Raw genomic sequence first — 23,284 nt, forward strand, 5'->3', positions numbered from 1 at the left:
GTTACCCCCTGCCAAACGGCAGGACGCGTTCAGGGTTTCTTAACCGATGCGCAGATGAGTCGCGAATCGCGAGATCGTCGCGCCGCGTCCCGTTTCGGGTCAGGCGATGCGCGGCGCGAGCACCGCCATCAGCGCCTCGCAGCCCGCGGCATCCTCGGCGTCGAAGCGCGCCGGGCTGGGGCTGTCGAGGTCGAGCACGCCAATCAGCACGCCGTCATGGACGATCGGCACCACCAGTTCGGAACGGCTGGCGGCATCGCAGGCGATGTGCCCCGGAAAGGCGTGGACGTCCTCGACGAGCTGCGTCGCGCGCGTCGCCGCCGCGGTGCCGCACACGCCCTTGCCGAAGGGAATGCGTATGCACGCCGCCTTGCCTTGAAAAGGCCCGAGCACGAGCTCGCCGCCGACATTGCGATAGAAGCCCGACCAGTTGAGATCGTCCAGATACTGCCCGATCAGCGCGGCGGCATTGGCCATGTTGGCGATGGCGTCGGCCTCGCCGGCGGTCAGCGCGTCGAGCGCGGAGAGGAGATCGCGATAGAGCTCGCGCTTGTCGGTGTTAGCGATGTCGAATGCGTACATGGCCGGCGATGTAGGCGCGCGGATGGCGTCCGGGAAGTGGGTCGGGAACACCTATTGCGACGTAGCGCCCCGCCATTCATGATGCCTCATGGACTTCATGAAGTGGCTCAATTCGCTCGACGAGCTTCTCTACGAAGTCATGAGCTGGCTGCTGTTCTTTCCGATCACGTTGTGGCGCGCTGCCGTTCGGCCGCTGACGCTGATGGACGAGGTCGACCGGCAGCAGGCGCTTCCCGAAGACCAGCAATATGCCTCGCTGCTCAGCCCGCCGCTTTTCCTGGCTCTTGCGCTGCTACTGGCGCACGCCACCGCGATGGCATTGGGCCAGACCGATGCGATCATCGCCAACACCGATGGGTTGGCAAGCCTCATCAACGACACGACGACTGCGCTGGTGCTGCGCGTGGTGGTGTTCGCCAGCTTCGCGCTGTGCCTGGCGGCGCGCCTGGTGCGCAGCCGGCGGGCGCCGCTGAGCCGCCTGAGGCTGCGGCTGCCATTCTACGAACAATGCTATCCCGTCGCGATCTTCGCGCTCGGCCTCAGCCTCGGCACCAGTTTTGCCGGTATGGCGGACACCGCCACCCATATGCTCGGCATGGCGCTAATTGCGCTGAGCGTCCTTTACTTCAGCGTGACCGAGACGCGTTGGTTCGCCGATCGTCGGGGCGTCGGCTATCCGCGCGCGATCGGCAACGTGGCATGGGCAATAGTGGAAGCATTGCTGCTGATGATCGCGATTGGCTTCCTGTTCACGCGGTAAAGCCGGTACGTGGAGGTGACGTTCCACCCGTGCTATAGTGCGTATGCCGACGGGAGACCGACATGAAGCGAGTCTGCGTGTTGCTGATGTCCATGCTGGCGGCGCCGGCCTCCGCGCAGGATACCCCTCGCGATCTGCGCGACATGGTGGGCGCACGCGCCGGTCAAGCCGAAGCAGAGCTGCAGCGCCGCGGCTATCGATCCGCCGGCGGGCAGCGGGGCGACGATCGCAGCTATACCTATTGGTGGAATGCCGATCGGCGGCAGTGCGTGACGATTGCAACGATGAATGGGCGGTACGATTCGATCACCCTTTCGCCCGCGCCCGATTGCCGCCAGCGCGCAGCGATGCCAGCCGAGCGCCGCGATCGCGATGTGCGCAGATCGGGCATGGCGGCGCCATATGATCTCTCGCAGCGATGCCGAAGCGAGGCTGCGTCGCGTTGGGACCGGCGCCCGAGCGAGATTACGGTCAATGCGCCGATCCGCCAGCGTACCGGATCGCTGACGCAGGGCTGGTTCGAGAACGGCACGCGCACCCAGTTCTTCACCTGTCGTTTCGACGAGGATGATCGCTTCTTGGGTGTAAATTAGACAAAAGGCCGGTACCGCCCCCCTCAATCAACCGACACCCGCCCCCGCCCCGCCTTCACTGCCGCGCGACTCTTCTTCGCGTCCACGCGCCGTGCCTTGGCGGCGCGGCCGGGCTTGGTGGCGATGCGGCGGGCGTCGCGCTGTTTCGCGCGGGCGATGAGCTCGGCGGCGCGTTCGCGGGCATCAGTGCGGTTGGCGTCCTGCGTGCGGAAGCGGCGGGCGACGATCAACAGTTCGCCACCGGCGGTCATCCGCGAGCCGGCCAGCTCCTTGAGGCGCGCATAGGCATAAGGCGCAAGACCGAGTGCGAACACGTCGATGCGCAATTGCACCGCGGTCGCCACCTTGTTGACGTTCTGGCCGCCGGGGCCGGTTGCGGCGAGAAAGCGTTCCTCGACGATCGCGGCTTCGGGCAGCGGCACGTCAGCCATGGTCCGATCCGGCATCGCCGAAGCCGGCAGCGGCGAAGCGCGGCGGCAGCGGCGCCTCGGCTTCGGCCGGCGGCTTGCCGTCGCGCGGCAGCGACAGGCGCTGGGCGTGCAGCAGCATGATCGTCGCGCCGCCCTTTCCGTAAACGGGGTCGCCAACGATTGGCAGGCCAAGCCCGCTCGCGGCATGCACGCGGATCTGGTGTGTCCGCCCGGTCTCGGGGCGGAACGCCACCAGCGCGCGGCCGCCCGCCTCGCCCAGAACCTCCCAATGCGTCACTGCGCGCTTGCCGTTCGCCTGCGGCACGATGCGCCAGCCTGCCTCGGCGCTACTCGTCTTGCCGAGCGCCATGTCGATCGTCCCGGCCGACGCCTGCGGCATTCCGTCGAGAACTGCGACATAGCGTTTCGCCACCACGCCCGCCTCGAACGCCTGATGGAACCGCTTGTGCGCCTTGGGGTTGCGCGACAGGAGCAGGCATCCGCTGGTGTCGCGGTCGAGCCGGTGGACCGGCGAGGGAGGACGCTTGAAGCCGAACAGCAACTCGCCGACCATCGATTCGACGCTCGCCGAGCGATCGCGCGGCGTGTCGACGGGCAGCCCGGCGGGCTTGTCGACGATCAGCGCCTCGCCATCGATGAACAGGACACGATCATGGAGCATGGCCGCACCTAGCATGGCGCGCGTGACAACGGGAGGGGGGATGCTCGCGGCACTGGCAAGCTGCGCGACGCCCGCGCACGCCCCGCCGGCACCGGCGCCCGCCCCGGCGCCAATAACCATCGCGATCACGCCGCCGCCCGTCGTCGTACCTGCGCTGCCGCGCCGCGCGCCCGTTGCGCTGTGCGATCGCGGAATGGTCGCCCCCGGCCCGGATGGGCGGCTGCTCGGTCATTTTCCCTATCCCGAAACGCCCGCGACAACACTCGTGCCCGCCCCGGCCGCGCTCGGCGACGACACCTGCCGCGTCCATCCGGCGATGCTGCCCGATCTCGAACGGCTAATCGCCGCGTCGAACGTCGATCCTACGGTCGCCGGGCAGCTGCGCGCGGTCTCTTGTCATCGCAGCGTGCCGTTGCAGGCGCAGACATTCTGCGGCGGCATCGCCTCGGGCCGCACGCAGGGGTTTCGCGATCGTGCCTGGGCATCGGCGCCACCGGGACACAGCGAACACGCGACAGGCTATGTCATCGACTTCGGCACGCGCGATGGCGGTGGCTGTCCCGATGCCGATGCGTGCTTCGCCGCGACACCGGTAGGCAAATGGCTGCTCGCCAACGCGCCGCGCTACGGCTTCGAATTGTCGTTCCCCGCGGGCAACAAGCAGCAGGTGAAGTGGGAGCCGTGGCATTGGCGCTGGGTAGGCAGTGGCAAGGCCGTGCCCGGTGCCCTCCCCGCACGGCGCGTATTTGCGCGGGCGAATACGCTGTTCCCGGCAGCGCCGATGCTGCCGCGCTGACGCTTGTCGCGGCTCAGCCGACGTCGCGCACGCCGTGGAGCACCGCGGCGCCTGGCGCATGGTCGCCGTGTGGGGTGATCGAGATGTCGCCGGTGGGCTCAAGCACCATCAGGGCGACCTGTTCAGGCGCGGCGATGCCTGCCTCGCGCAGCTTGGCCATGATATCCGCACGCGCGATGCGGCCCGCAGCGAGCGCGGCGTCGAACATCTCGCCGTCACGCATCAGCAATAGCGGCGCATTCTCGGTCGCCTGGCGAAACCTGTCGCTGCGCTGCCGCGCCCGCGCATAGCCGAACTGCGCGAGATTGAGCGCAACGATCGCCCCCAGTGCCTGGAGATACGCTGTCCAGCCCGTTGCCGTGGCAGCCGAAGCCAGCAACGATCCCGTCGCCAGCGTGACGACGAAGTCGATCGCGGTCATCTTCGACAGCGTGCGCAATCCCACCGCACGCACCATGAGCGCGATCGCGGCAAGCGCCACGACGGGCAGCACGGCTACGCGCACCATCAGATCGAACGACTCGGGCAGCGCGAACATCGCCCCCCTCTAGGGGACGATGCGCGCCATCACCAATGCGCCCTTACCCCGCCAGCTTCGCTGCCGTTTCGGCAACCCGCCTGCCCATGTAGCGTGCGCCGTCGAGATCGACCGCGCTTGGCATGCGGCTGCCGTCGGCGCCGGCGATCGTCGTGGCGCCATAGGGGCTTCCGCCCTTCACCTCGTCGACGCCGTTCTGGCCGTCGAAGCCATAATCGAGTCCGACCACCGCCATGCCGAAATGCAGCATGTTGGTGATGAGCGAGAACAGCGTCGTCTCCTGCCCGCCATGCTGGCTCGCGGTTGAAGTGAACGCGGCGCCCACCTTGCCGTTGAGCGCGCCGCGGAACCACAGCCCGCCCGCCTGATCGAGAAAGCTCGCCATCTGGCTCGACATGCGGCCGAAGCGCGTAGGGCTGCCGAAGACGATGCCGTCATAGTCGGCGAGGCGATCGACGCTGTCGATCAGCGGGTGCGTGTGATCGTCCTTGAACCCAGCCGCCTTGGCTACCTCGGCGGGTGCGGTTTCGGGCACGCGCAGCACGTCTACTTCGGCGCCGCCGGCGCGCGCGCCTTCGGCGGCCGCATCGGCCATCGTCGACATATGGCCGTACGACGAATAATAAAGGACAAGGATTTTTGCCATGACAAAGCTCCGGGCTGAGCGCCGCGCGACACCGTCAGGCGCCGCGCGGCGACGTGATTATTCGGCGTCGACGAGCACGATCTCGGCGTCGTCGACCGCGCGGATGACATAGGTCTTGTCGCCGGTGAGCGCCGCGCCATCGCGTGCGTTCACACGCTCGCCATTGACCTCGATCGCGCCCTTCGCCGGCACAAGATACGCGTGGCGACCCGCGCCGACGCTGTGGCGCACTTCCTCTCCCGCCTTCAGCGTAGCACCCATCACGCGGGCATCGGCGCGGATGCGCAGCGTATCGACATCCTCGTCATACCCGCTCGCCAGCGTCACCAGCCGCCCGGCGCGGTCGTCGCGCGGGAAGGGCTTGGCGCCCCAGCTCGGCGCGCCGCCCTTGGTCCGGGGTTCGATCCAAATCTGGAACAAGGTCGTCGTTTCGGGCTCGAGATTATATTCGGCGTGGCGCACGCCGGTGCCCGCCGACATCACCTGCACGTCGCCGGCCGCCGTGCGGCCTTCATTGCCCATCGAGTCCTTGTGCGTGATCGCGCCCGAGCGGACATAGGTGATGATCTCCATGTCGCGATGCGGGTGGGGCGGGAAGCCGCTGTTGGCGGCGATCTCGTCGTCGTTCCACACGCGGATGGCGCCCCAGCCCATGCGTGCCGGATCATAGTAATTGGCGAAGCTGAAATGATGGCGGGCATTGAGCCAGCCATGCTCGGCATGGCCGAGGCTTTCGAACGAACGCTTGTCGATCATGGGAACCTCCACTTGCTTGGCATCAAGATAGGCGGCACGATCGGCGCGTAAATGGAAACTGTGGAAACGGATCGTTTCGCCATGCAGCTACCCGATTTCGAAGCCTGGGCGATCTTCGCAAGCGTAGTCGAACATCGCAGCTTCAGCGGCGCCGCCAGCGCGATCGGCGTGAGCAAGGCGACGGTGTCGAAAGCGATCACCCGGCTCGAAGCGCGGCTCGGCACCGCCCTGTTCCACCGCACCTCGCGCCGGCTGACGCTTACCAGCAGCGGCAAGGCGCTCGCCGATCACGCGCAGCGCATCCTGGGTGAAGGCGTGGCGGCCGAGGAAGCCGCGCTCGAAGGCGCGCAGGCGCCCGCGGGGCTCGTGCGTGTCGCGGCCCCCATGAGCTTCGGCGTACGCCATGTCGCCCCCGTCGTCGCCGAGTTCCTCGCCGCGCACCCGGCGATCCGTATCGACCTGTCGCTGTCCGACGCGCGCGTCGATATCGTCGCCGAGGCGATCGACATCGCGCTGCGCATCGCCGACCTTCCCGACAGTTCGATGCGCGCGCGCCGCCTGTCGGACATTCCGGTGCACACCGTTGCGGCGCCGGCCTATCTGGCGCGCGCGGGCACGCCGGCGCATCCCGCGCAGCTCGCCGACCATGCCTGTTTCAGCTACACCAACGTCCGCGCCGCGACTTGGCAATATCGCCGCGCCGATGGCGAGAGCGCGGCAGTGCGCGTCGACGGCCCCTTCGCGGTAGACAATGGCGAGGCGATGCTGCCGGCGCTGCGCAGCGGGCTCGGCATCGCGATGCTCCCCGCCTTCATCGTCGACCGTGATCTGGCCGACGGTACGCTGGTGCCGCTGTTCGCCGGCTGGAGCCCGCCGCCCGTCGCGCTGCATCTCGTGACGCCGCCCAGCGCCAGGCGGCCCGCGCGCGTCGAGGCGCTGATCGATTTCCTCTCACAGCGGCTGCGCAACGTGTGCCAACTAGCTGTTGAAATCCGCGAAAGAGCGGATTTCAGACGGCACCTGCCCGCTCCCCCTCCCGGCCGCCCACAAGATATCCTGATGGGGGGCCGGGAGGGGGAGCGGGCTGGAACCGCACTCGATAAATCCCAACGACTCGTGGACTAAAGCCGGTTAGGAAGAAATTAACCTTTTGCCTTCAGACGTGCTTAGGTTAATGAATTGGCCCAACGCCATGTGCACCGACAGGGGGTGGATGCGGCGGCAACCGGCGACGGGGGGATCGAGAGCATGCGCGTACTATTGATCGAGGACGAGCCGACGACTGCCAAGGCGATCGAGCTGATGCTCACGACCGAGGGGTTCAACATCTACACCACCGATCTTGGCGAAGAGGGCCTCGATCTCGGCAAGCTCTATGATTACGACATCATCCTGCTCGACCTCAACCTGCCCGACATGCACGGCTACGACGTGCTCAAGAAGCTGCGCGTCGCACGCGTGCAGACGCCGGTGCTGATCCTTTCGGGCATCAGCGAGATGGATTCGAAGGTGCGCAGCTTCGGCTTCGGCGCCGACGATTACGTGACCAAGCCCTTCCACCGCGAGGAACTGGTGGCGCGCATCCACGCCGTCGTCCGCCGCTCGAAGGGGCACAGCCAGTCGGTCATCAAGACGGGCAAGCTCGCGGTCAATCTCGATGCCAAGACCGTCGAGGTCGACAATGCCCGCGTCCACCTGACGGGCAAGGAATATGCGATGCTCGAGCTGCTTTCGCTGCGCAAGGGCACCACGCTGACCAAGGAAATGTTCCTCAACCACCTTTATGGCGGCATGGACGAGCCCGAGCTCAAGATCATCGACGTGTTCATCTGCAAGCTGCGCAAGAAGCTGAGCATGGCGACCGACGGCGAGAACTATATCGAGACCGTTTGGGGCCGCGGCTACGTGCTACGCGATCCCGAGGAAGTCCGCGAGGCCGCGGTCGCCTGAGTTTCACCTACAGCGGGGGCTGTAACGCGTACCGGCCGCAGCTTCGGGGGAAGCTGCGGCCGGTTTTCGTTTGGGGTTTTTGTCACCAGCGAAATATCTTCGTGTTAATCCGAAATATTCGTGGTACTCTATATAGCCCACTTACGCTTCGGAGCATCTGGATTATGCTGACGCAAATTAAGGAAATGATATATTTGAGTTAGCGGATTGAGAAATACCTCGAAGAAATCACTACCGATACGTAGGAACTGGTCTTAACCCTGAGATGTTCCGGGCTGTTTTGGCGTACCCCTCTTTTGACACTTCTGTCTCATTGGCGGCCCTTAGCTCGGGTCTCGCAGACGAATGCTACGCTGCCCTAAACGCTGAGCTAATGCGTTTGCTGGCTCAAGAAACTCTCTTGAGTGTGGTGGCTGAGATGCAAGGGCCGCAACGATCATGCTTAAGGTCATAAGATTGTCCACAGCCGCCCCATATTTGTTCAATTCAGACTCGATTTCGATTGCAGTTAAGCCTGTTGCATACTGTGGAGTCCGCTTTGCCAAGCGATCCATACCGTCAAAATCAATAAACGATGGGCGAAGACGACAGCTTCCATCAGGAAAGCTGAGTACCGTACCGTGGGCGGCTAGGTTCCGCAGCCACTTATCTTGATTCAATTTGGCGAACACCGATTTCAACATCTTCTCGACAAAGTCGGCTGCGCGTCGCTGATTCTGGTTTGGCTTGGCCTCGAGCATAGAGCGGAAGCGGAGGTGAAAACTTTTCAGGATAATTTCTCGGCGCTGATCCATGCTTTTTGCACTGAAGATAATCACGCTGGCGAATGAAACATCAACGGTGCCTCCAGGATTTGGGGAAAGTAGATTCCCTAGAAGAAAGGCCAGTCGATCGTCGATGTCACCGCCGGTGGTAGTCACCCGGCCGATTGCTGCATAAAGATGCACCGGGTTTTTATTTGAGGTTTCCATGGCGAAAATAGACCATATTGGCGATGACACCTATTCCGAAGCGGAAACGGCGACCCGTCGACAGGCAGCGCTGCGGGATATGCTTGCCACTCCCCAAGCCGCAAAAGGCTAGCAAGAAGGACGGCAAGGAGTCTCATTCGAAATAGCGTTTGCGGCGTTCTTCGATCGAGCGGGGTGGCTCGTGCCACCGTTACGGTTTAGCAGTTCCACAGACCTATGGGCCCGGACCAAAACTGCCCGCGAACAGCGTTTATCATCTATTCCTCTTAGAATACGCTCCGTAGCATCCCGTCCCCCCTCACCGCCCCTCGCGCACCCGCCGGTCCTCCGCCCCACCGTCGTCGTCGGCAGCACCTCCGCCGGCACCTCCCCGGCGCCGCGCCCGCGTTCCCACATCTTGGTGCCGCCGACCCATGTCTCGAGCACCACCGTCTCGCGCAGTTCGGCGGGTGTCACTTGGCTCACGTCGCGGTCGACGATGACGAAGTCGGCGCGCATGCCCGGCGCCAGCCGGCCGAAGCGGTCCTCGCCGAAGCCCGCATATGCGCCGTCGATGGTGAACGCCTTCCACGTCTCCTCGCGCGTCAGCGCTTCCTCGGCGCGCCAGCCGCCAAAGGGCTGGCCGTCAGGCCCCTGCCGCGTGAAGCCTGCTGCCCAGCCGACGAACGGATTGGGGCTTTCGACCGGATAGTCCGATCCGAAGGCGATCCGCGCGTCGTTCTTCAGCATCGATCGCCACGCATAGGCGCCGCCCAGCCGCGCATCGCCCAGTCGTGCCTCGGCCATCGTGCGGTCGCTTGTCTGGTGGACGGGCTGCATCGAGGCGATGATGCCCCCGCGCCCGAAGCGCGGCAGATCGGCGGGGTCGACGATCTGCGCATGTTCGATGCGCCAGCGCCGGTCGCCGGGATAGCTGGCGCCCAGTTCCTCGATCGCCTCGAGCACCTGCTGGTTGGCACGGTCGCCGATCGCGTGGACGGCGAACTGGAAGCCGTCCATCGTGCCGCGGCTCAGTTGGTTGAGCAGCTGCGTGTCGGTCTGGAAGCCCAGCCCCGTATTGCCCGCCGCATCGGCATAGGGCGCCTTGAGCCACGCCCCGCGCGAACCGAGCGCGCCGTCGAGATACAGCTTTACCCCGCCCAGCCGCAACCGGTCGTCATACAGCCAGGGCGTCGGCCCGCTGCCGCCCACGCGCAGCGCGGTATCGACCGAATCGGCATAGGTCATGATCCGCATCCGCAGCAGGTCGCGGTCGCCCATGAAGCGATAGGTCATCCAGTCGTCGAGCGTGGCGCCCATGTCGGCGGTCGCGGTGATGCCGTTCGACAGCAGGATTTCCTGCGCCTTCAGGAACGCGGCGTTGCGGTCGCGCGGGGAAGGCGCGGGCAGCGCCTTGGCGACGAGCGCCATCGCGGCATCGACGAACACGCCCGAAGGCGCGCCACCCGCGCCCTTCTCGATCCGCCCGCCGCTCGGCGACACGCTCTTGGCGGTTACGCCGGCGGCCTTCAATGCGGCGCTGTTGGCCCAGCCGGCATGGCCGTCGACGCGTTCGAGCCATACCGGGCGGCCGGGCACGATCGCGTCGAGCTCGGCGGCGGTGGGGAAGCGGCCCAGCCCCCATTTCTCCTGGTTCCAGCCGCCGCCGGTGATCCACGGGCGATTGGGATTGGCCGCGGCATAGGCGGCGATCTTCGCCTTGGCCTCTTCGAACGTCGCGGTGTCCGACAGGTCGAGCGCCAGCGCCTGGAAGCCCAGCCCCATCACATGGCCATGCGCATCGATCATGCCGGGAATCAGCACGCGGCCCTTCATGTCGGTGCGCCAGTCGAGCTTTTCGGGGCGCTTGTCGCGGCGCTGGAGAAGCTTCACCACCTTGCCGTCGCGGCCGATGACGATGCCGGTGAAGCGCACCACGCGCCCGCGCTCGTCGAGCGTCATGCCGTCGACATTCTCGATCAGCGCATCGGCAAGCGCCGGCTGGGCAAGCAACAGGGCCGCAGCGGCCAGCAACATACGCTTCACTTCGCCAATCTCCTTACCAGCGCGCTCGTGTCTTGCCGTGCGCCGCCCATCTTCTGCACCTCGGCATAGAATTGATCGACGAGCGCGGTCACCGGCAGCGTCGATCCGTTTGCGCGCGCTTCCTCCAGCGCGAGGCCCAGATCCTTGCGCATCCAGTCGATCGCGAAGCCGAAGTCGAAGCGATCCTCGGCCATCGACTGCCAGCGATTGACCATCTGCCAGCTCTGCGCCGCACCGCCCGACACCGCCTCGAACACGCGATCGAGGTCGAGGCCCGACGCCTGCGCGAAGCGCAGCGCCTCGCTCAGCCCGCCGAGCACGCCGGCGATGGCGATCTGGTTGACCATCTTGGTCTGCTGCCCCGCGCCGGCCGCACCGACATGGACGATGCGCGCCGCGTACGCCGCCATGATCGGCTCGGCCGCCGCCATCGCCGCGGGCGATCCGCCGCACATGATCGCGAGCGTGCCCGCCTCGGCCCCCGCCTGCCCGCCCGATACCGGCGCGTCGACGCTGAGCGCGCGGGCGCCCGCCAGTTCGCGCGCGATGTGCGCCGACACGGTGGTGTGGTCGATGAACACGGCATCGTCGCGCATCGCCGCGAACGCGCCACCTTCGCCCAGCGTCACGGCGCGCAAATCGTCGTCGTTGCCGACGCAGGCGATCACCGCGTCCTTCCCCACCGCCGCCTCGGCGGGCGTGGCGGCGACGCTGCCGCCATGCGCGGCCGACCACGCCTCGGCCTTGGCGCGCGTGCGGTTGTAGACGGTAACGGCGTGCCCGGCGCGCGCCAGATGCCCCGCCATCGGGGCGCCCATCACGCCCATGCCGATGAATGCGATCTCTGCCATGGCGCCGTGCTTAGGGTCAGGATGCGCGCGCGGCAACGCCGCCGCAGTCGTCGGGCCGTACCGTATAGGTGGTGCGCAGCCCCGGCGTGACATAGCCGCCCGACGCCTCGACGCCCGATTTGCAGACGATGCGGATCGCGCCGTCGCGGCGCGGGCGGCCGGCCCAGTACCCGGCGGCGAACTCGCGCATCGCACGCGGACGCCCGTCGCCATGCTCGACCAGCACGCGCGCCACCTTTCCTTCGGGGTCGTGAACCACGGCGAACTCGTTAAGCCACAGGTCGATCGACGCCACCGCGATCGCCGCCAGGATGACGAGACCGGCGATACGCAACGAGAAGAAATAGCGGTGCATCGTCGCCAAGCTAGGGTTGCACCGCCGCAATGTGCAAGGCGGTTCCCCCCGGCGCGGCGATGGGCTAGGCGCGGACCATCATGGCCACGCACGCAATCCCCCCGTCCGCCGACCTGCCGGTCGCCCTTGCCGATGTCGAACGGGCGGCACAGCGCATCGCGGGCGCGGTGGTCCGCACGCCGACGCTGCACAGCCGCACGCTGTCGCAGCTCACCGGCGCGGAGGTGTGGCTGAAGTTCGAGAATCTCCAGTTCACCGCGGCCTACAAGGAACGCGGCGCGCTCAACACGCTGCTCCAGCTCGACGATGCCGCGCGCGCCAAGGGCGTCATCGCCGCGTCGGCGGGCAATCATGCGCAGGGCCTTGCCTATCACGGCAACCGGCTGGGCATTCCCGTCACCATCGTCATGCCGCAGCACACGCCGACGGTGAAGGTCACGCAGACCGAAGGGCACGGCGCCACCGTGATCCTCGAGGGCGAGACGTTCGACGCCGCGCACGCCCATGCGCGCAAGCTCGAGGCATCGAACGGCTACACCTTCGTCCATCCCTTCGACGATGCGCGCATCGTCGCCGGCCAAGGCACGATCGCGCTCGAGATGCTCGCCGACGTGCCCGCGATCGATACCTTCCTGGTGCCCATCGGCGGCGGTGGGCTGATCTCGGGCATCGCCACCGTCGCCAAGGCGCAGGCGCGCGCCATCGAGGTCGTTGGCGTCGAGGCCGAGCTCTACCCCTCGATGTACAACCGCACCAAGGGCACCGATCTGCCCTGCGGCGGCGACACGCTGGCCGAGGGCATCGCGGTGAAGGAGCCGGGTGGCCTGACCGCGCAGATCGTCGGGGCGCTGGTCGACGATATCGTGCTGGTCGGCGAGCGGAGTCTCGAGGAAGCCGTAAGCCTGCTGCTCCAGATCGAGAAGACCGTGGTGGAGGGGGCCGGCTCGGCAGGCCTCGCCGCGCTGATCGCGCATCCCGAGCGGTTTCGCGGGCGCACCGTCGGCACGGTGCTGTGCGGCGGCAATATCGACACTCGGCTGTTAGCCAATGTGCTGCTGCGCGATCTGGCGCGATCGGGCCGGCTGGCGCGGCTGCGCATCCGGTTGCAGGATCGCCCCGGCGCGCTGTTCAACGTCGCGCGCATCTTCCACGAACAGGGCGTCAACATCATCGAGGTGTATCACCAGCGCGTGTTCACCACGCTTCCCGCCAAGGGCCTCATCACCGATATCGAGTGCGAGACACGCGACCGCGCGCATCTCGACCGGTTGATGAACGCGCTGCACGCGGCGGGATACGAGGCAACGCCGGTCGAGCTGGCCTGAGGGCGCGCCGAGCCGAGTCCGCGCCGCGCCGAAGCGAATCGTCGCCCGCTGGGGTCGGCGGCTGTCGCTTGCTATGGCGGTTCGTGCCGGTCCGTTCCGATCCGGGCGCATCGAAAATGCCTGCCGCGGCGTTAACGTTCTTTCATGGTAAAGCGCCTTTTCATCACGAATCGACCGCTTCATAGTGGCTGCCACGGGCCGCATCGGGCGGTCGATCAGCTAGGGGCCGCCGAAGCGTGACCGCACCTTTCCGCTTTCCGCGCTTCTTCGTGACCAGCCCGTCGCCCTGCCCCTATCTGCCGGGAAAGCAGGAGCGCAAGGTATTCACCGAGCTGTCGGGACAGCATGCCGGTGAGCTCAACGACGCGCTGGGTCGCATCGGTTTTCGCCGCAGCCAGTCGGTCGCGTACCGGCCGAGCTGCCCATCATGCACCGCCTGCGTGTCGGTGCGTGTAGTGGCCGAGGGGTTCGCGCCCAACGCCACGCAGCGCAAACTCATGCGCCGCTTCGGCAATCTCGAGATCAGCGCCTGCCGGCCCTGGGCGACCGAGGAACAGTTCGATCTGCTGCGCCGCTATCTGGCCACGCGCCACCCCGGCGGCGGCATGGCGGCGATGGACGAGCATGACTATTCGGACATGGTCGAGCACAGCCCGGTGCGCAGCTATGTCGTCGAGTATCGCCTGCCTTCCGAGAATGGCCGGCCCGGCGAGCTGGTGGGCGCCTGCATCACCGATCAGCAGGCCGACGGGCTTTCAATGATCTACAGCTTCTTCGCAGCCGACCGGCCCGATTGCAGCGGACTTGGCACCTATATCATTGTCGATCACATCCAGCGCGCGCGCAAGGCGCAGCTCGGCTATGTGTATCTGGGCTATTGGGTGCGCGGGTCGCAGCGCATGGAATACAAGATGCGCTATCAGCCGATGGAAGTGCTCGGCCCCAGCGGCTGGTCGCCGATGCCGGCGCCGGTGGCCCGGCCCGCTGCCATGCCGGCAAGGGTGCGCGAACTCGTCTGACCGTCGCCGGCGGACCCGCCCTCAGAAGAACAGCGCGATATGCGCGGTGAGCCGATCGCCCGCATCCTCGCGGTTGGCGAAGGGCGACGCGGCGGCCACTTCGTCGGCGATATCGGTGCCGCTGTAGCGCACGCCGATGGCGACGTTGCCCACCGTCCGCTCCACGCGCACGCCCCAGTCGGTATAATCGCCATCGGGTCGCAGCCGCGCGGCGCGAACGAAATCGTCGGTGCCGCCGGTCGTGCGGCCGACATGCGCCAGGATGCTGTAGGGCGTCGCAGGGATCGATCCGCCAACACGCGCACCAAGATACAGATTGTCGCCGCCGATCGAATCCTGCGGCGGCGCGTAATGCGCAAAGCCCTCGATCTGCGCCGGGCCGATGGCATAGCCCAGCACCGCGTCGATCTCGCCATAGGAGGTCTCGCGCTCGCCGGGAAAGAAATGGCCGGTGACGCCGCCCGTAACGGTCAGCCCGCCGCCAAGATCGGCGACATAGGCCGCCGATCCGTCGAGCCCCAGATCGGCGCCGGCATGGCGCGGACTGCCGCGCAGCGTCGTGGCGCGTGCTTCGACACGCAGCGCGCCTGTCACCGGCAGCGTCGCGATCGCATCGAGCGCGACCTTGCCGTCACTCCAACTGATGCCCCGCCGCCGGTGATCGGTCGTGACCTCGACCGAGCCTGACGCGCGCGCAGCGGTCTGCGCCGCCGCCTCGCTTGCCGTCACGCACAGCACGGCACTGCACAGCGCCGCGCGCCAGCGGCGATCAGCCATTCGGCGCGACCGCTTCGAGTTCGGCGAGCAGCGTGCTGCGATCGGCCTCGGCCGCGGCGATCAGCCGATCGCGCACTGCGGGGGTCCGCGCCGCCACTTCGCGCTCGATCGCGCCGCGCTGCGTCATGCACGCGCCGGGCCGACTGCCCTTGAGCGTCCGGTCGGTCGCAATGGCGCGCTCGCCCGCGACGCCGCTGCCTTCGAGCGTACGCGCGACGGTGACGCTGGCGGTCCAGTGGCAGCGCTGCGTGCTTGGCCGGCTGGGCGGCGCGATGCCGCGCTGGTCGGTCTCGATCGCCACGTCGGCGCGATAGATGGCGCCGATCGCGGTGCCGCGATGATCGATGGTGACGCGATGCTCTAGCGCATCGTCGATCGTCGCCGGGATAGGCGTTGCGAAGTCGGTCGCCGCCGGCATCGACAATGCCAGCGCGGTCGCGAGGATGTGCATGGTTCGTCTCCTGCTCGGCCGCCGTTATCGACGGTCCATGCCCGAATAATCGTCACCGCTCGCCTTGGTTGCAAGCGATACCATTGCGAATGTGCGCCGGCGCAACGATGCTTTACCTGCTGTTCGCCTTTGCCGCTTAATCGGGTTGCATGGGGCCGGGGATACGCAACATCATGATCGTGGTGGCGACGCTGCTCGCCATGCTCGGCCAGCCAGCCGCTGCAAGGGCGAACGCCGCGATCGGCACGTTGTTGCCCGTGTGCATCGCGCCGGCGCAGGCGGGCACGATCGCGGATGTCGCAGCCGGACGCCTGACCGGCGATTGCCGTACCGAGCAGACACGCTTCGGCGAGGGCGATTTCTGGGCGATCGCGCCGGCAGTACCGGCGCGCGCGGCGGGCAGCGAGCCGATCGACCGGGTGCGCATCGGCAGTCTGTGGCAGGAGAGCGTCTCGCTGTTCGTGCTGTATGCCGACGGCCATCTGGTCCGCATCGATGCCGATCAGCGCGGCATTTCGCGGCGCATCCAGCTTGGTGCACGGGTCGAGTTCAGGCTTCCCTTGCGCGCGGCCGCCCCTGCGAAACTCGCCTGGCTGGTCGAGGGATCGGCCAATCGGCGCGGCATCCTGATGGGCGCCGAACTGCTGTCGCACGACGACAGCGCGCACGCCAATCTGGCGCTCGGCGCGATGTATGCCTTGTTCGCCGGGCTGTGCATCGCGCTCATCGTCTACAATCTGGCGCTGTGGGGTGCGCTGCGGCACCGTTTCCAGCTCGCCTATTGTCTGATGGTGGCGATGCTGCTGGCCTATGCGGGCTCTTCCTCGGGCGCGCTGGCATGGCTTTGGCCCAAGATCGCCAACAACGACCGGCTGCGCATCAATTACGTAACGCTTGCCGGTGCCGCGGCGGCGGCCTTGTGGTTCGTGCGCAGCTTCTTCGAGCCGCGCGTGTTCGCCGGCATCGTCGGCAAGGCGATCGACGTGGCCATCGTGCTTCTGGCGGCGGCGGGCCTCGCCTTCGCACTGGGCTCGCACTGGTGGATGCGCGAGTTCGACCTCGCCTATACGCTGTCGTTCGGTGCGCTGCTAAGTCTCGTTCCGCTGGTATTGTGGCGAGCATGGCGGGCACGGAGCGACTATCTGTGGCTGTTCGCCATCGCCTGGGCAGCGCCGGTGGCGATGGCGGCGCTACGCGTCGCGCACAATCTGAACTGGCTCGACTGGAGCATCTGGATCGACAATTCGACGCTGATCGCGATGGCGGCGGAGGCGTTGCTCTCGAGCCTCGCCATCGCCTACCGCATCCGCCTTTTGAGCGACGAGCGCGACGTCGCGCTGGCGCAGGAAGTCGAATCGCGCCGCCTGTCCGAGATCGATCCGCTGACGGGCCTGCTCAACCGCCGCGCATTCCTAGCCGGGGCGATCGGCCGCGCGGGCCGGCAGATGTTGCTGCTCGTCGACATCGACCATTTCAAGCGCGTCAACGACGCCATCGGCCATGACGGCGGCGACGAGGTGCTGCGGGTGTTCGCGCGAACGCTGCGCCAGGCGGCGGGCGACACGACGCTGGTCGCGCGGCTGGGCGGCGAGGAATTCGCACTCGTGGCGGACTGCGGCGCGACGCTCGATCCACATATGCTGATCGAGCGGCTGCGGCTGACGCGGATGCCCTTCGATATGCGTGTTACCGCCAGCATCGGCCTGTGCAGCGGTCCGCTCGCCACCGAGGCCGACTGGAAGCGCCTGTACCAGGGCGCCGATCGCGCCTTGTTCGAGGCAAAGGCGCAGGGTCGCGATCGGATTCGTTCGGCGGATATGCTGGCGGCGGTTGCCTGACTGGGCTATGGGATCGTTCAGCCATGCGAAAGCTTCGCAGGCGTAACGAGATTTCGCCGTTCCGGGAGCCCACGCCATGCTTCAGCGCCGCATCGCCTTGCTGGCCGCCATTGCCGCCTGCGCCGTGCTGATCGCGCTCAAGCCGCCGACCGGGCAGATTCGCCTCGCGCTCGACACCGGCAATGAAAGCGCGCCCGCCCTGTTCGAGGCTGCGGTCGAGGTAGGCGCAGTGGGCGTGTCGGTGGTCGTGGACGCCTCGCGCCGACTACGCTGAGGCGCGGTTGCGCGCGCCGCGCAACCTGCTTACACCAATGTAAATGAGCGATCCCGAAGACGCCTGGCGCACCCGCTATCTGCACCCCGGCAGCTGGGAGCATCGCTTCCCGCCCGCCACGATGATCGATCTGTTCGAGGAAACGGCGCAGCGCTTGGGCGACGCGCCGCTGATCGAGTTTCTCGGCCGCCGCTACAGCTACCGCGAAACGATGGAAGGCGTGCATCGCGTCGCCTGCGGGCTTGCCGCGATGGGCTATGGCAAGGGCGACCGGATCGGGTTGTTCCTGCCCAACGTGCCGCATTACGTGGCCGCCTATTACGGCATCCTCAAACTCGGTGCCACGGTGGTGAACTTCTCACCGCTGTACACCGTCGACGAACTGGCGCACCAGGTCGAGGATTCGGGTACGCGGATGCTGTTCACGCTGTCGGCATCGGCGCTGCTGCCGACGGCGGTGAAGGTGCTCGAACGCAGCACACTCGAGCGGCTGGTGGTGGGATCGATCGCGGGCGCGCTGCCGCCGACCAAATCGCTGTTCTACCGGCTGTTCAAGGGCAAGGAGATCGCCGCGCGGCCCGACGATGCGCGCATCACCGCCTTTTCGGCGCTGATCGACAATCAGGGCAGCTGCACCACGCCGCCGCTCGATCCGGTGCGCGATCTGGCGCTGATCCAGTATACCGGCGGCACCACCGGCACGCCCAAGGGAGCCATGCTCAGCCACGCCAATCTGGCGGCGAACGCGCGGCAGGTGGCGGGGCTCGATCCTCAGCTCGGCCAGGTTACCGATCGCATTCTGGGCGTGCTGCCGATGTTCCATGTGTTCGCCAACACCTGCGTGCTCAACCGCACCGTGGTGGCAGGCGGCGAAATCGTGCTGCTGCCGCGCTTCGAAGCCGGACAGGCGCTGGCGGCGATCGCACGCACCGGCGCCACCGCGCTGCCGGGCGTGCCCACCATGTACCGCGCGCTGCTCGATCATCCAAAGTTCGGCGATACCGACCTGTCGAGCCTGCGCATCTGCATCTCGGGCGGCGCGCCGCTGCCCGCCGAACTCAAGAGCCGGTTCGAAGCCGCGGCGGGCTGCAATCTCGTCGAAGGCTATGGCCTGTCCGAAAGCTCGGGCGTCGTCTCGTGCAACCCCTATGAGGCAGCGAACAAGGACGGCACGATCGGCCAGCCGCTGCCCGACACGCGCATCGCGCTGGTCGACAAGGAAGACCCTGCCCGCGCCGCGCCCGCCGGCGAGCCGGGCGAGATCGTAGTGGCAGGTCCGCAGATCATGTGCGGCTACTGGAACCGTCCCGACGCCGATGCCGAAGTGTTCGTGACCGATGCCGAAGGCATGCGCTGGCTACGCACCGGCGATGTGGGCACGATCGACGAGGACGGGTTCGTGCGCATCGTCGATCGGCTAAAGGACATGATCGCGGTAGGCGGCTTCAAGGTGTTCCCCAGCCAGATCGAGGCGATCCTCTACCATCACCCCGCAGTGCGCGAGGCACTGGTGATCGGCATGCCCGATACCTATCGCGGCGAAGTCCCGCGCGCCTATGTAACGCTGGAGGACAACAGCGACACGACGGGCGAGGCGATCGCCGCCTGGCTCAATCCCCAGCTCGGCAAGCACGAGCGCGTCGACGCCGTGGTGGTGCGCCTGGCGCTCCCCAAGACGATGATTGGCAAATTGAGCCGCAAGGATTTGGTGGCGGAGGTCGCGGCGGAGGCGGGGTGAGCGATCGACTGCCGTTTGTCGTCACCCCGGGCTTGACCCGGGGTCCCGCTTCGTTTTCGTTGCGATATGCGAGGTGGTGAACGGGGCGGCTGGGTCTACATCATGGCGCATCGCTACCGCGGCACGATGTATGTCGGCGTAACCGCAAACCTCCCTGCTCGCATCAAGCAGCATCGCGGTGGCGCGGGATCGGATTTCTGCCGGCGGTACGGCCTTTCTCGCCTAGTCTGGGCGGAGCGGTGCGCGACGATGCTCGACGGCATCGCCCATGAGAAGCGGCTGAAACGGTGGCGTCGGGAATGGAAGTTTGCGCTGATCGAGCGAGGCAACCCCGAATGGCAGGACATGTTCGACAGGGTCGTGTGAAGGAGCAGCGGGACCCCGGCGCAAGGCCGGGGTGACGGTATCGCGCCCTACCCCGCCGCCTTAGCCAACCCGCGGCTGATCTGTAGCGCGGCGTTCAGCCGCGCCTTGGGCGTCGCGAAGCCGCGGGCCACCACCAGCTTCATGTCGGGGCGCAGCTTCGCGGTGCCCTCGAGCCGCTGGACATAGGCCATCAGCCCCTCGACCGAAGGGAAGCGATCGCCGTGGAAGGTCACCAGCGCGCCCTTCGGCCCGACATCGAGCTTGGCGATGCAGGCCTTCTTGGCGTGCAGCTTGGCTTCCATCAGCACCAGCAGATTCTCGGTCGCCTCGGGCAGCGTGCCGAAGCGGTCGATCAGTTCGGCGGCGAAGGCATCGATGCCGGCGCGATCCTCGACGTCGTTGAGGCGGCGGTACAGCCCCATGCGCAGGTCGAGATCGGGCACATACTCCTCGGGCAGCATGATCGGCGCATCGACGGTGATCTGAGGCGAGAAATCGGTCGGGCGCAGCTCGCCGTCATCGGCCTTGCGGCCCGCCTTGGCATCGAGGATCGCCTCCTCGAGCATCGACTGGTACAGTTCGTAGCCGACTTCCTTGATATGGCCCGACTGCTCGTCGCCAAGCAGGTTGCCGGCGCCGCGAATGTCGAGATCGTGGCTGGCGAGCTGGAAACCCGCGCCCAGCGAGTCGAGATCGGAGAGCACCTTGAGCCGCTTGGTCGCCGCCTCGGTCATCTGCCGCTCGGGCGGCGTCGTCAGATAGGCATAGGCGCGCGTCTTGGCGCGGCCCACGCGCCCGCGCAGCTGGTATAGCTGCGCCAGCCCGAACTTGTCGGCGCGGTTGACGATCATCGTGTTGGCGCTCGGGATGTCGAGCCCGCTCTCGACGATGGTGGTCGATACGAGTACCTCGAACTGCTTATCATAGAATGCCGACATGCGTTCTTCGACATCGGTCGGCGCCATCTGGCCGTGCGCGACGATGTAGCGCACTTCGGGCACTTCGGTGCGCAGGAAGCTCTCGATATCGGGCAGACCGGCGACGCGCGGCGTGACGAAATAGCTCTGGCCACCGCGATAATGCTCGCGCAGCAAGGCCTCGCGGATCACCACCGGGTCCCACGGCATCACATAGGTGCGCACCGCGAGGCGATCGACCGGCGGCGTCTGAATGACCGAAAGCTCACGCAGGCCGCTCATCGCCATCTGCAAGGTACGCGGGATCGGCGTGGCGGTGAGCGTCAGCACGTGAACGTCGGCTTTCATCGCCTTCAGCCGCTCCTTGTGCGTCACGCCGAAGCGCTGCTCCTCGTCGACGATGACGAGCCCCAGCCGCTTGAAATCGAGCGCCTTGGCGAGCAGCGCATGCGTGCCGATCACCACGTCGATCGTACCGGCTTTAAGCCCCTCCTTCACGCGCTTGGCCTCGGCGGCGGGCACCAGCCGCGAAATCTGCCCGACCTCGATCGGGAAGCCCTCGAACCGCTGGCTGAAATTGGCGTGATGCTGGCGCGCGAGCAGCGTGGTGGGGCAGATGACCGCTACCTGCATTCCCGCCATCGCCGCGACGAAGGCGGCACGCAGCGCCACCTCGGTCTTGCCGAAGCCGACATCGCCCACCACCAGCCGGTCCATCGGCTTGCCTGCCGAAAGATCGCCGAGCACGTCGTCGATCGCGCGGTCCTGGTCCTCGGTTTCCTCATAAGGGAAGCGATCGAGGAAGGCGGGATAGCCGCCGGCGTCGGGCTCGGCGACCTGGCCGGGGCGCAGCGCACGCTTGGCCGCCGTGGCGATCAGTTCGCCGGCGATCTCGCGGATGCGCTCCTTCATCCGGCTCTTGCGCCGCTGCCAGGCTTCGCCGCCCAGCCGGTCGAGGCTCGCATTCTCCTCGCCCGCGCCGTAGCGGCTCAGCACCTCGAGATTCTCGACGGGCACGTAGAGCTTGTCGCCGCCGGCATATTCGAGCGCCACGCAGTCGTGCGGCGCCTTCTGCACGGGAATCTGCGTCAGCCCCTCGTAGCGGCCGATGCCGTGATCGGCATGGACGACGAGATCGCCCGGCGACAGCGTCGCCAGCTCAGCGAGAAAGGCGTCGGTCGATTTCTTGCGCTTCTTGCGGCGCACCAGCCGGTCGCCCAGCATGTCCTGCTCGGTCAGCACCGCCACGCCGGGGGCGGTGAAACCGTGATCGAGCGGCAGCACCACGAGCGCAGTCGCCTTGGCGCCGATGCCCTGCGCTTCCTGCCAGCCCTCGGCGATCACAGCGTCGTTAAGGCCATGATCGGCAAGCAGCCCCATCAACCGCTCGCGCGCGCCCGCCGAATAGCTGGCGAGCACGGGCTTGCGGCCTTCCCTGCGCAGCTTGGCAAGATGCGCGACCACCGCTTCGTATACATTCGCCTGCGCGGCGCGCTCGGGCGCGAAATCGCGCGGGCCATCGACGCCGAAGTCCATCGCGCGGACGCTTTCGGGCTCGTGGAACGGCGTCAGCAGATGCGCCGGGGTCGCCTCCACCGCCTTCGCCCATTCGTCGGGCAGCAGATAGAGCTGGTCCTGTCCCAAGGGGCGGTAGCTACCCGGATCGCTCGACTGCGCGCGCACGCGATTGGCCTGGTAATCGGCGATCCCCTCGAACCGCGAAGTCGCCGCCTGCGGCGCGTTCGAATCGCGCAGGATGACGGCATCGTCAGGCAGATGGTCGAACAGCGTCTCCATCCGCTCCTCGAACAGCGGCAGCCAGTGTTCCATCCCCGCCAGCCGCCGGCCTTCACTGATCGCCTGATATAGCGGATCGCCCGTCGCGGTGGCGCCGAAGCGTTCGCGGTAGCGCGCGCGGAACCGCTTGATCGTCTCCTCGTCGAGCAGCGCCTCGGACGCCGGCAGCAGCGTGAACCCCTCGACGCGGCCCGTGGTGCGCTGGTCGGCGGGGTCGAAGCTGCGCACGCTTTCGATCTCGTCGCCGAAGAAGTCGAGCCTCAGCGCATGCTCGGCGCCCGAGGGATAGAGGTCGACCAGCCCGCCGCGGATCGCGAACTCGCCCGCATCGTGCACGGTATCGGTGCGGACATAGCCGTTGCCCGCGAGCAGCGCCGCGAGCTTGTCGAGCGAGATGCGCTCGCCGGGCGCAAGCCGCGCCACCAGCTGGCGGATGCGGAAACGCGTCAGCACGCGCTGCGTGGCGGCGTTGACGGTGGTTAGGAACAGGCGCGGGCGGGCGGGCGCCTGTTGCAGCGCGTGCAGCGCCGCGAGCCGTTCGGACATCGCGCGCAGCGAGGGGCTGGCGCGATCATAGGGCAGACAGTCCCAGGCGGGGAACTGCACCACCTCGATCTCGGGCGCGAAGAACGGCGCGGTGGCGGCGATCGCGCGCATCTCGTTCTCGTCGGCGGCGATGAACACCGCCCCGCCCGGCGCCGCGCGTGTCAGGTCGGCCAGCAGCGAAGGCACGAAGCCCGCCGGCGCGCCGGCCAGCGTCAGCGGAGTTCGGGCGGCGAGGATCTTTGAAAGGTCTGGCATGATGTTCAAGCGGTGACCGTCCAAACCCGTTCGTGCTGAGCTTGTCGAAGCACCGTCCTTCCCTGC

Annotated in this window: 23 protein-coding genes and 1 pseudogene; 11 read left to right on the forward strand and 13 right to left on the reverse strand. The window is 67.0% G+C overall.

The features are described 5' to 3' along the window. Positions 1–99: 99 nt before the first annotated feature. On the reverse strand, positions 100–582 hold the full coding sequence (locus tag FBR43_RS01190) for a GAF domain-containing protein (RefSeq protein ID WP_136941411.1): 483 nt from the start codon (positions 580–582) through the stop codon (positions 100–102). An 88-nt stretch (positions 583–670) separates the two neighbouring features. On the opposite strand from FBR43_RS01190, the gene FBR43_RS01195 reads away from it, so the two are divergent. Then, positions 671–1,342 (forward strand): hypothetical protein, encoded by a 672-nt coding sequence (locus FBR43_RS01195; protein WP_169542428.1) that lies wholly within the window; start codon positions 671–673, stop codon positions 1,340–1,342. 62 nt (positions 1,343–1,404) lie between these two features. Beyond that, entirely contained in the window at positions 1,405–1,935 is a 531-nt protein-coding gene (locus FBR43_RS16275) for a hypothetical protein (protein WP_212611865.1), read from the forward strand. A 23-nt stretch (positions 1,936–1,958) separates the two neighbouring features. Here FBR43_RS16275 and arfB read toward each other — a convergent pair whose 3' ends face one another. Both arfB and FBR43_RS01210 read right to left on the reverse strand, forming a co-directional pair. Further along, positions 1,959–2,366 carry an alternative ribosome rescue aminoacyl-tRNA hydrolase ArfB gene (gene arfB / locus FBR43_RS01205; RefSeq protein ID WP_136941413.1) on the reverse strand — a complete coding sequence of 136 codons (408 nt, stop codon included), beginning with the start codon at positions 2,364–2,366 and terminating at the stop codon, positions 1,959–1,961. Continuing rightward, positions 2,359–3,027, reverse strand: coding sequence for an RluA family pseudouridine synthase (locus tag FBR43_RS01210; protein ID WP_136941414.1), 669 nt, complete (start codon positions 3,025–3,027; stop codon positions 2,359–2,361). The genes arfB and FBR43_RS01210 overlap by 8 nt, the downstream gene beginning before the upstream one ends. Between FBR43_RS01210 and FBR43_RS01215 the strand changes: the two genes are divergently transcribed. After that, a complete protein-coding gene (locus FBR43_RS01215) occupies positions 3,026–3,823 on the forward strand; it encodes a M15 family metallopeptidase (RefSeq protein WP_249276389.1) in 798 nt (265 codons plus the stop codon). The two genes, FBR43_RS01210 and FBR43_RS01215, sit on opposite strands and share 2 nt — an antisense overlap. Positions 3,824–3,836: 13 nt before the next feature. Here the strand turns inward: FBR43_RS01215 and FBR43_RS01220 are convergent, their stop codons facing one another. From FBR43_RS01220 to FBR43_RS01230, 3 genes are read right to left on the reverse strand one after another with little or no spacing between them, the layout of a single operon-like run. Next, positions 3,837–4,361: a DUF421 domain-containing protein gene (locus tag FBR43_RS01220; RefSeq protein ID WP_136941415.1), complete on the reverse strand. Its 525-nt coding sequence runs from the start codon at positions 4,359–4,361 to the stop codon at positions 3,837–3,839. A gap of 43 nt (positions 4,362–4,404) precedes the next feature. Beyond that, positions 4,405–5,007 (reverse strand): NAD(P)H:quinone oxidoreductase, encoded by a 603-nt coding sequence (gene wrbA, locus FBR43_RS01225; RefSeq protein ID WP_136941416.1) that lies wholly within the window; start codon positions 5,005–5,007, stop codon positions 4,405–4,407. Positions 5,008–5,064: 57 nt separating this feature from the next. Next, positions 5,065–5,763, reverse strand: a complete 699-nt coding sequence (locus tag FBR43_RS01230; RefSeq protein ID WP_136941417.1) for a pirin family protein — start codon at positions 5,761–5,763, stop codon at positions 5,065–5,067. An 81-nt stretch (positions 5,764–5,844) separates the two neighbouring features. Between FBR43_RS01230 and FBR43_RS01235 the strand changes: the two genes are divergently transcribed. After that, positions 5,845–6,888, forward strand: coding sequence for a LysR family transcriptional regulator (locus FBR43_RS01235; RefSeq protein ID WP_136941418.1), 1,044 nt, complete (start codon positions 5,845–5,847; stop codon positions 6,886–6,888). Positions 6,889–7,011: 123 nt separating this feature from the next. Beyond that, entirely contained in the window at positions 7,012–7,713 is a 702-nt protein-coding gene (gene ctrA, locus FBR43_RS01240; RefSeq protein WP_136941419.1) for a response regulator transcription factor CtrA, read from the forward strand. A 323-nt stretch (positions 7,714–8,036) separates the two neighbouring features. On the opposite strand, the gene FBR43_RS01245 is transcribed toward ctrA, so the two are convergent. From FBR43_RS01245 to FBR43_RS01260, 4 genes and pseudogenes are all read right to left on the reverse strand, one after another. Further along, entirely contained in the window at positions 8,037–8,684 is a 648-nt protein-coding gene (locus FBR43_RS01245; protein WP_136941420.1) for a hypothetical protein, read from the reverse strand. Between the two features lie 384 nt (positions 8,685–9,068). After that, positions 9,069–10,700, reverse strand: a pseudogene (locus FBR43_RS01250) (amidohydrolase); the annotation flags it as partial. Between the two features lie 5 nt (positions 10,701–10,705). Next, complete coding sequence (locus FBR43_RS01255; RefSeq protein WP_136941421.1) at positions 10,706–11,560, reverse strand: NAD(P)-dependent oxidoreductase; 855 nt, start codon at positions 11,558–11,560, stop codon at positions 10,706–10,708. Positions 11,561–11,576: 16 nt separating this feature from the next. Further along, the gene (locus FBR43_RS01260; protein ID WP_136941422.1) at positions 11,577–11,915 is read right to left on the reverse strand and encodes a hypothetical protein; all 339 of its coding nucleotides are present in this window, start codon (positions 11,913–11,915) and stop codon (positions 11,577–11,579) included. A gap of 80 nt (positions 11,916–11,995) precedes the next feature. Between FBR43_RS01260 and FBR43_RS01265 the strand changes: the two genes are divergently transcribed. Next, positions 11,996–13,240 carry a threonine ammonia-lyase gene (locus tag FBR43_RS01265; protein WP_136941423.1) on the forward strand — a complete coding sequence of 415 codons (1,245 nt, stop codon included), beginning with the start codon at positions 11,996–11,998 and terminating at the stop codon, positions 13,238–13,240. 236 nt (positions 13,241–13,476) lie between these two features. Next, a complete protein-coding gene (locus tag FBR43_RS01270; protein ID WP_136941424.1) occupies positions 13,477–14,259 on the forward strand; it encodes an arginyltransferase in 783 nt (260 codons plus the stop codon). A gap of 21 nt (positions 14,260–14,280) precedes the next feature. Here the strand turns inward: FBR43_RS01270 and FBR43_RS01275 are convergent, their stop codons facing one another. Beyond that, a complete protein-coding gene (locus tag FBR43_RS01275; RefSeq protein WP_136941425.1) occupies positions 14,281–15,036 on the reverse strand; it encodes a TorF family putative porin in 756 nt (251 codons plus the stop codon). Beyond that, positions 15,029–15,487, reverse strand: a complete 459-nt coding sequence (locus tag FBR43_RS01280) for a hypothetical protein (RefSeq protein WP_136941426.1) — start codon at positions 15,485–15,487, stop codon at positions 15,029–15,031. The genes FBR43_RS01275 and FBR43_RS01280 overlap by 8 nt, the downstream gene beginning before the upstream one ends. A gap of 149 nt (positions 15,488–15,636) precedes the next feature. Here FBR43_RS01280 and FBR43_RS01285 point away from each other — a divergent pair, with 149 nt between their 5' ends. The 4 genes from FBR43_RS01285 to FBR43_RS01300 all read left to right on the forward strand — a co-directional run bounded on the left by FBR43_RS01285 (position 15,637) and on the right by FBR43_RS01300 (position 19,703). Beyond that, positions 15,637–17,325, forward strand: a complete 1,689-nt coding sequence (locus tag FBR43_RS01285) for a sensor domain-containing diguanylate cyclase (RefSeq protein WP_249276390.1) — start codon at positions 15,637–15,639, stop codon at positions 17,323–17,325. 76 nt (positions 17,326–17,401) lie between these two features. Next, positions 17,402–17,599 (forward strand): hypothetical protein, encoded by a 198-nt coding sequence (locus tag FBR43_RS01290; RefSeq protein WP_136941427.1) that lies wholly within the window; start codon positions 17,402–17,404, stop codon positions 17,597–17,599. A gap of 43 nt (positions 17,600–17,642) precedes the next feature. Continuing rightward, entirely contained in the window at positions 17,643–19,337 is a 1,695-nt protein-coding gene (locus tag FBR43_RS01295) for an AMP-binding protein (RefSeq protein ID WP_136941428.1), read from the forward strand. A 66-nt stretch (positions 19,338–19,403) separates the two neighbouring features. Further along, positions 19,404–19,703 carry a GIY-YIG nuclease family protein gene (locus FBR43_RS01300; RefSeq protein WP_136941429.1) on the forward strand — a complete coding sequence of 100 codons (300 nt, stop codon included), beginning with the start codon at positions 19,404–19,406 and terminating at the stop codon, positions 19,701–19,703. 47 nt (positions 19,704–19,750) lie between these two features. Here the strand turns inward: FBR43_RS01300 and mfd are convergent, their stop codons facing one another. Then, on the reverse strand, positions 19,751–23,218 hold the full coding sequence (gene mfd / locus FBR43_RS01305) for a transcription-repair coupling factor (protein WP_136941430.1): 3,468 nt from the start codon (positions 23,216–23,218) through the stop codon (positions 19,751–19,753). Positions 23,219–23,284 lie beyond the last annotated feature (66 nt).

Source organism: Sphingomonas baiyangensis, assembly GCF_005144715.1.
Lineage (GTDB): Bacteria > Pseudomonadota > Alphaproteobacteria > Sphingomonadales > Sphingomonadaceae > Sphingomonas > Sphingomonas baiyangensis.

Excerpts from the sequence above, each read along its gene's own strand:
- FBR43_RS01215 (WP_249276389.1), top strand. The coding sequence starts at position 3,026 with ATGGCCGCACCTAGCATGGCGCGCGTGACAACGGGAGGGGGGATGCTC.
- mfd (WP_136941430.1), bottom strand. The coding sequence starts at position 23,218 with ATGCCAGACCTTTCAAAGATCCTCGCCGCCCGAACTCCGCTGACGCTG.
- FBR43_RS01190 (WP_136941411.1), bottom strand. The coding sequence starts at position 582 with ATGTACGCATTCGACATCGCTAACACCGACAAGCGCGAGCTCTATCGC.
- arfB (WP_136941413.1), bottom strand. The coding sequence starts at position 2,366 with ATGGCTGACGTGCCGCTGCCCGAAGCCGCGATCGTCGAGGAACGCTTT.
- FBR43_RS01220 (WP_136941415.1), bottom strand. The coding sequence starts at position 4,361 with ATGTTCGCGCTGCCCGAGTCGTTCGATCTGATGGTGCGCGTAGCCGTG.
- FBR43_RS01280 (WP_136941426.1), bottom strand. The coding sequence starts at position 15,487 with ATGCACATCCTCGCGACCGCGCTGGCATTGTCGATGCCGGCGGCGACC.
- FBR43_RS01235 (WP_136941418.1), top strand. The coding sequence starts at position 5,845 with ATGCAGCTACCCGATTTCGAAGCCTGGGCGATCTTCGCAAGCGTAGTC.
- FBR43_RS01300 (WP_136941429.1), top strand. The coding sequence starts at position 19,404 with ATGCGAGGTGGTGAACGGGGCGGCTGGGTCTACATCATGGCGCATCGC.
- FBR43_RS01295 (WP_136941428.1), top strand. The coding sequence starts at position 17,643 with ATGAGCGATCCCGAAGACGCCTGGCGCACCCGCTATCTGCACCCCGGC.
- FBR43_RS01255 (WP_136941421.1), bottom strand. The coding sequence starts at position 11,560 with ATGGCAGAGATCGCATTCATCGGCATGGGCGTGATGGGCGCCCCGATG.
- FBR43_RS01285 (WP_249276390.1), top strand. The coding sequence starts at position 15,637 with ATGGGGCCGGGGATACGCAACATCATGATCGTGGTGGCGACGCTGCTC.
- FBR43_RS01245 (WP_136941420.1), bottom strand. The coding sequence starts at position 8,684 with ATGGAAACCTCAAATAAAAACCCGGTGCATCTTTATGCAGCAATCGGC.
- FBR43_RS01275 (WP_136941425.1), bottom strand. The coding sequence starts at position 15,036 with ATGGCTGATCGCCGCTGGCGCGCGGCGCTGTGCAGTGCCGTGCTGTGC.
- FBR43_RS16275 (WP_212611865.1), top strand. The coding sequence starts at position 1,405 with ATGAAGCGAGTCTGCGTGTTGCTGATGTCCATGCTGGCGGCGCCGGCC.
- ctrA (WP_136941419.1), top strand. The coding sequence starts at position 7,012 with ATGCGCGTACTATTGATCGAGGACGAGCCGACGACTGCCAAGGCGATC.
- FBR43_RS01210 (WP_136941414.1), bottom strand. The coding sequence starts at position 3,027 with ATGCTCCATGATCGTGTCCTGTTCATCGATGGCGAGGCGCTGATCGTC.
- FBR43_RS01290 (WP_136941427.1), top strand. The coding sequence starts at position 17,402 with ATGCTTCAGCGCCGCATCGCCTTGCTGGCCGCCATTGCCGCCTGCGCC.
- FBR43_RS01230 (WP_136941417.1), bottom strand. The coding sequence starts at position 5,763 with ATGATCGACAAGCGTTCGTTCGAAAGCCTCGGCCATGCCGAGCATGGC.
- wrbA (WP_136941416.1), bottom strand. The coding sequence starts at position 5,007 with ATGGCAAAAATCCTTGTCCTTTATTATTCGTCGTACGGCCATATGTCG.
- FBR43_RS01195 (WP_169542428.1), top strand. The coding sequence starts at position 671 with ATGGACTTCATGAAGTGGCTCAATTCGCTCGACGAGCTTCTCTACGAA.
- FBR43_RS01265 (WP_136941423.1), top strand. The coding sequence starts at position 11,996 with ATGGCCACGCACGCAATCCCCCCGTCCGCCGACCTGCCGGTCGCCCTT.
- FBR43_RS01260 (WP_136941422.1), bottom strand. The coding sequence starts at position 11,915 with ATGCACCGCTATTTCTTCTCGTTGCGTATCGCCGGTCTCGTCATCCTG.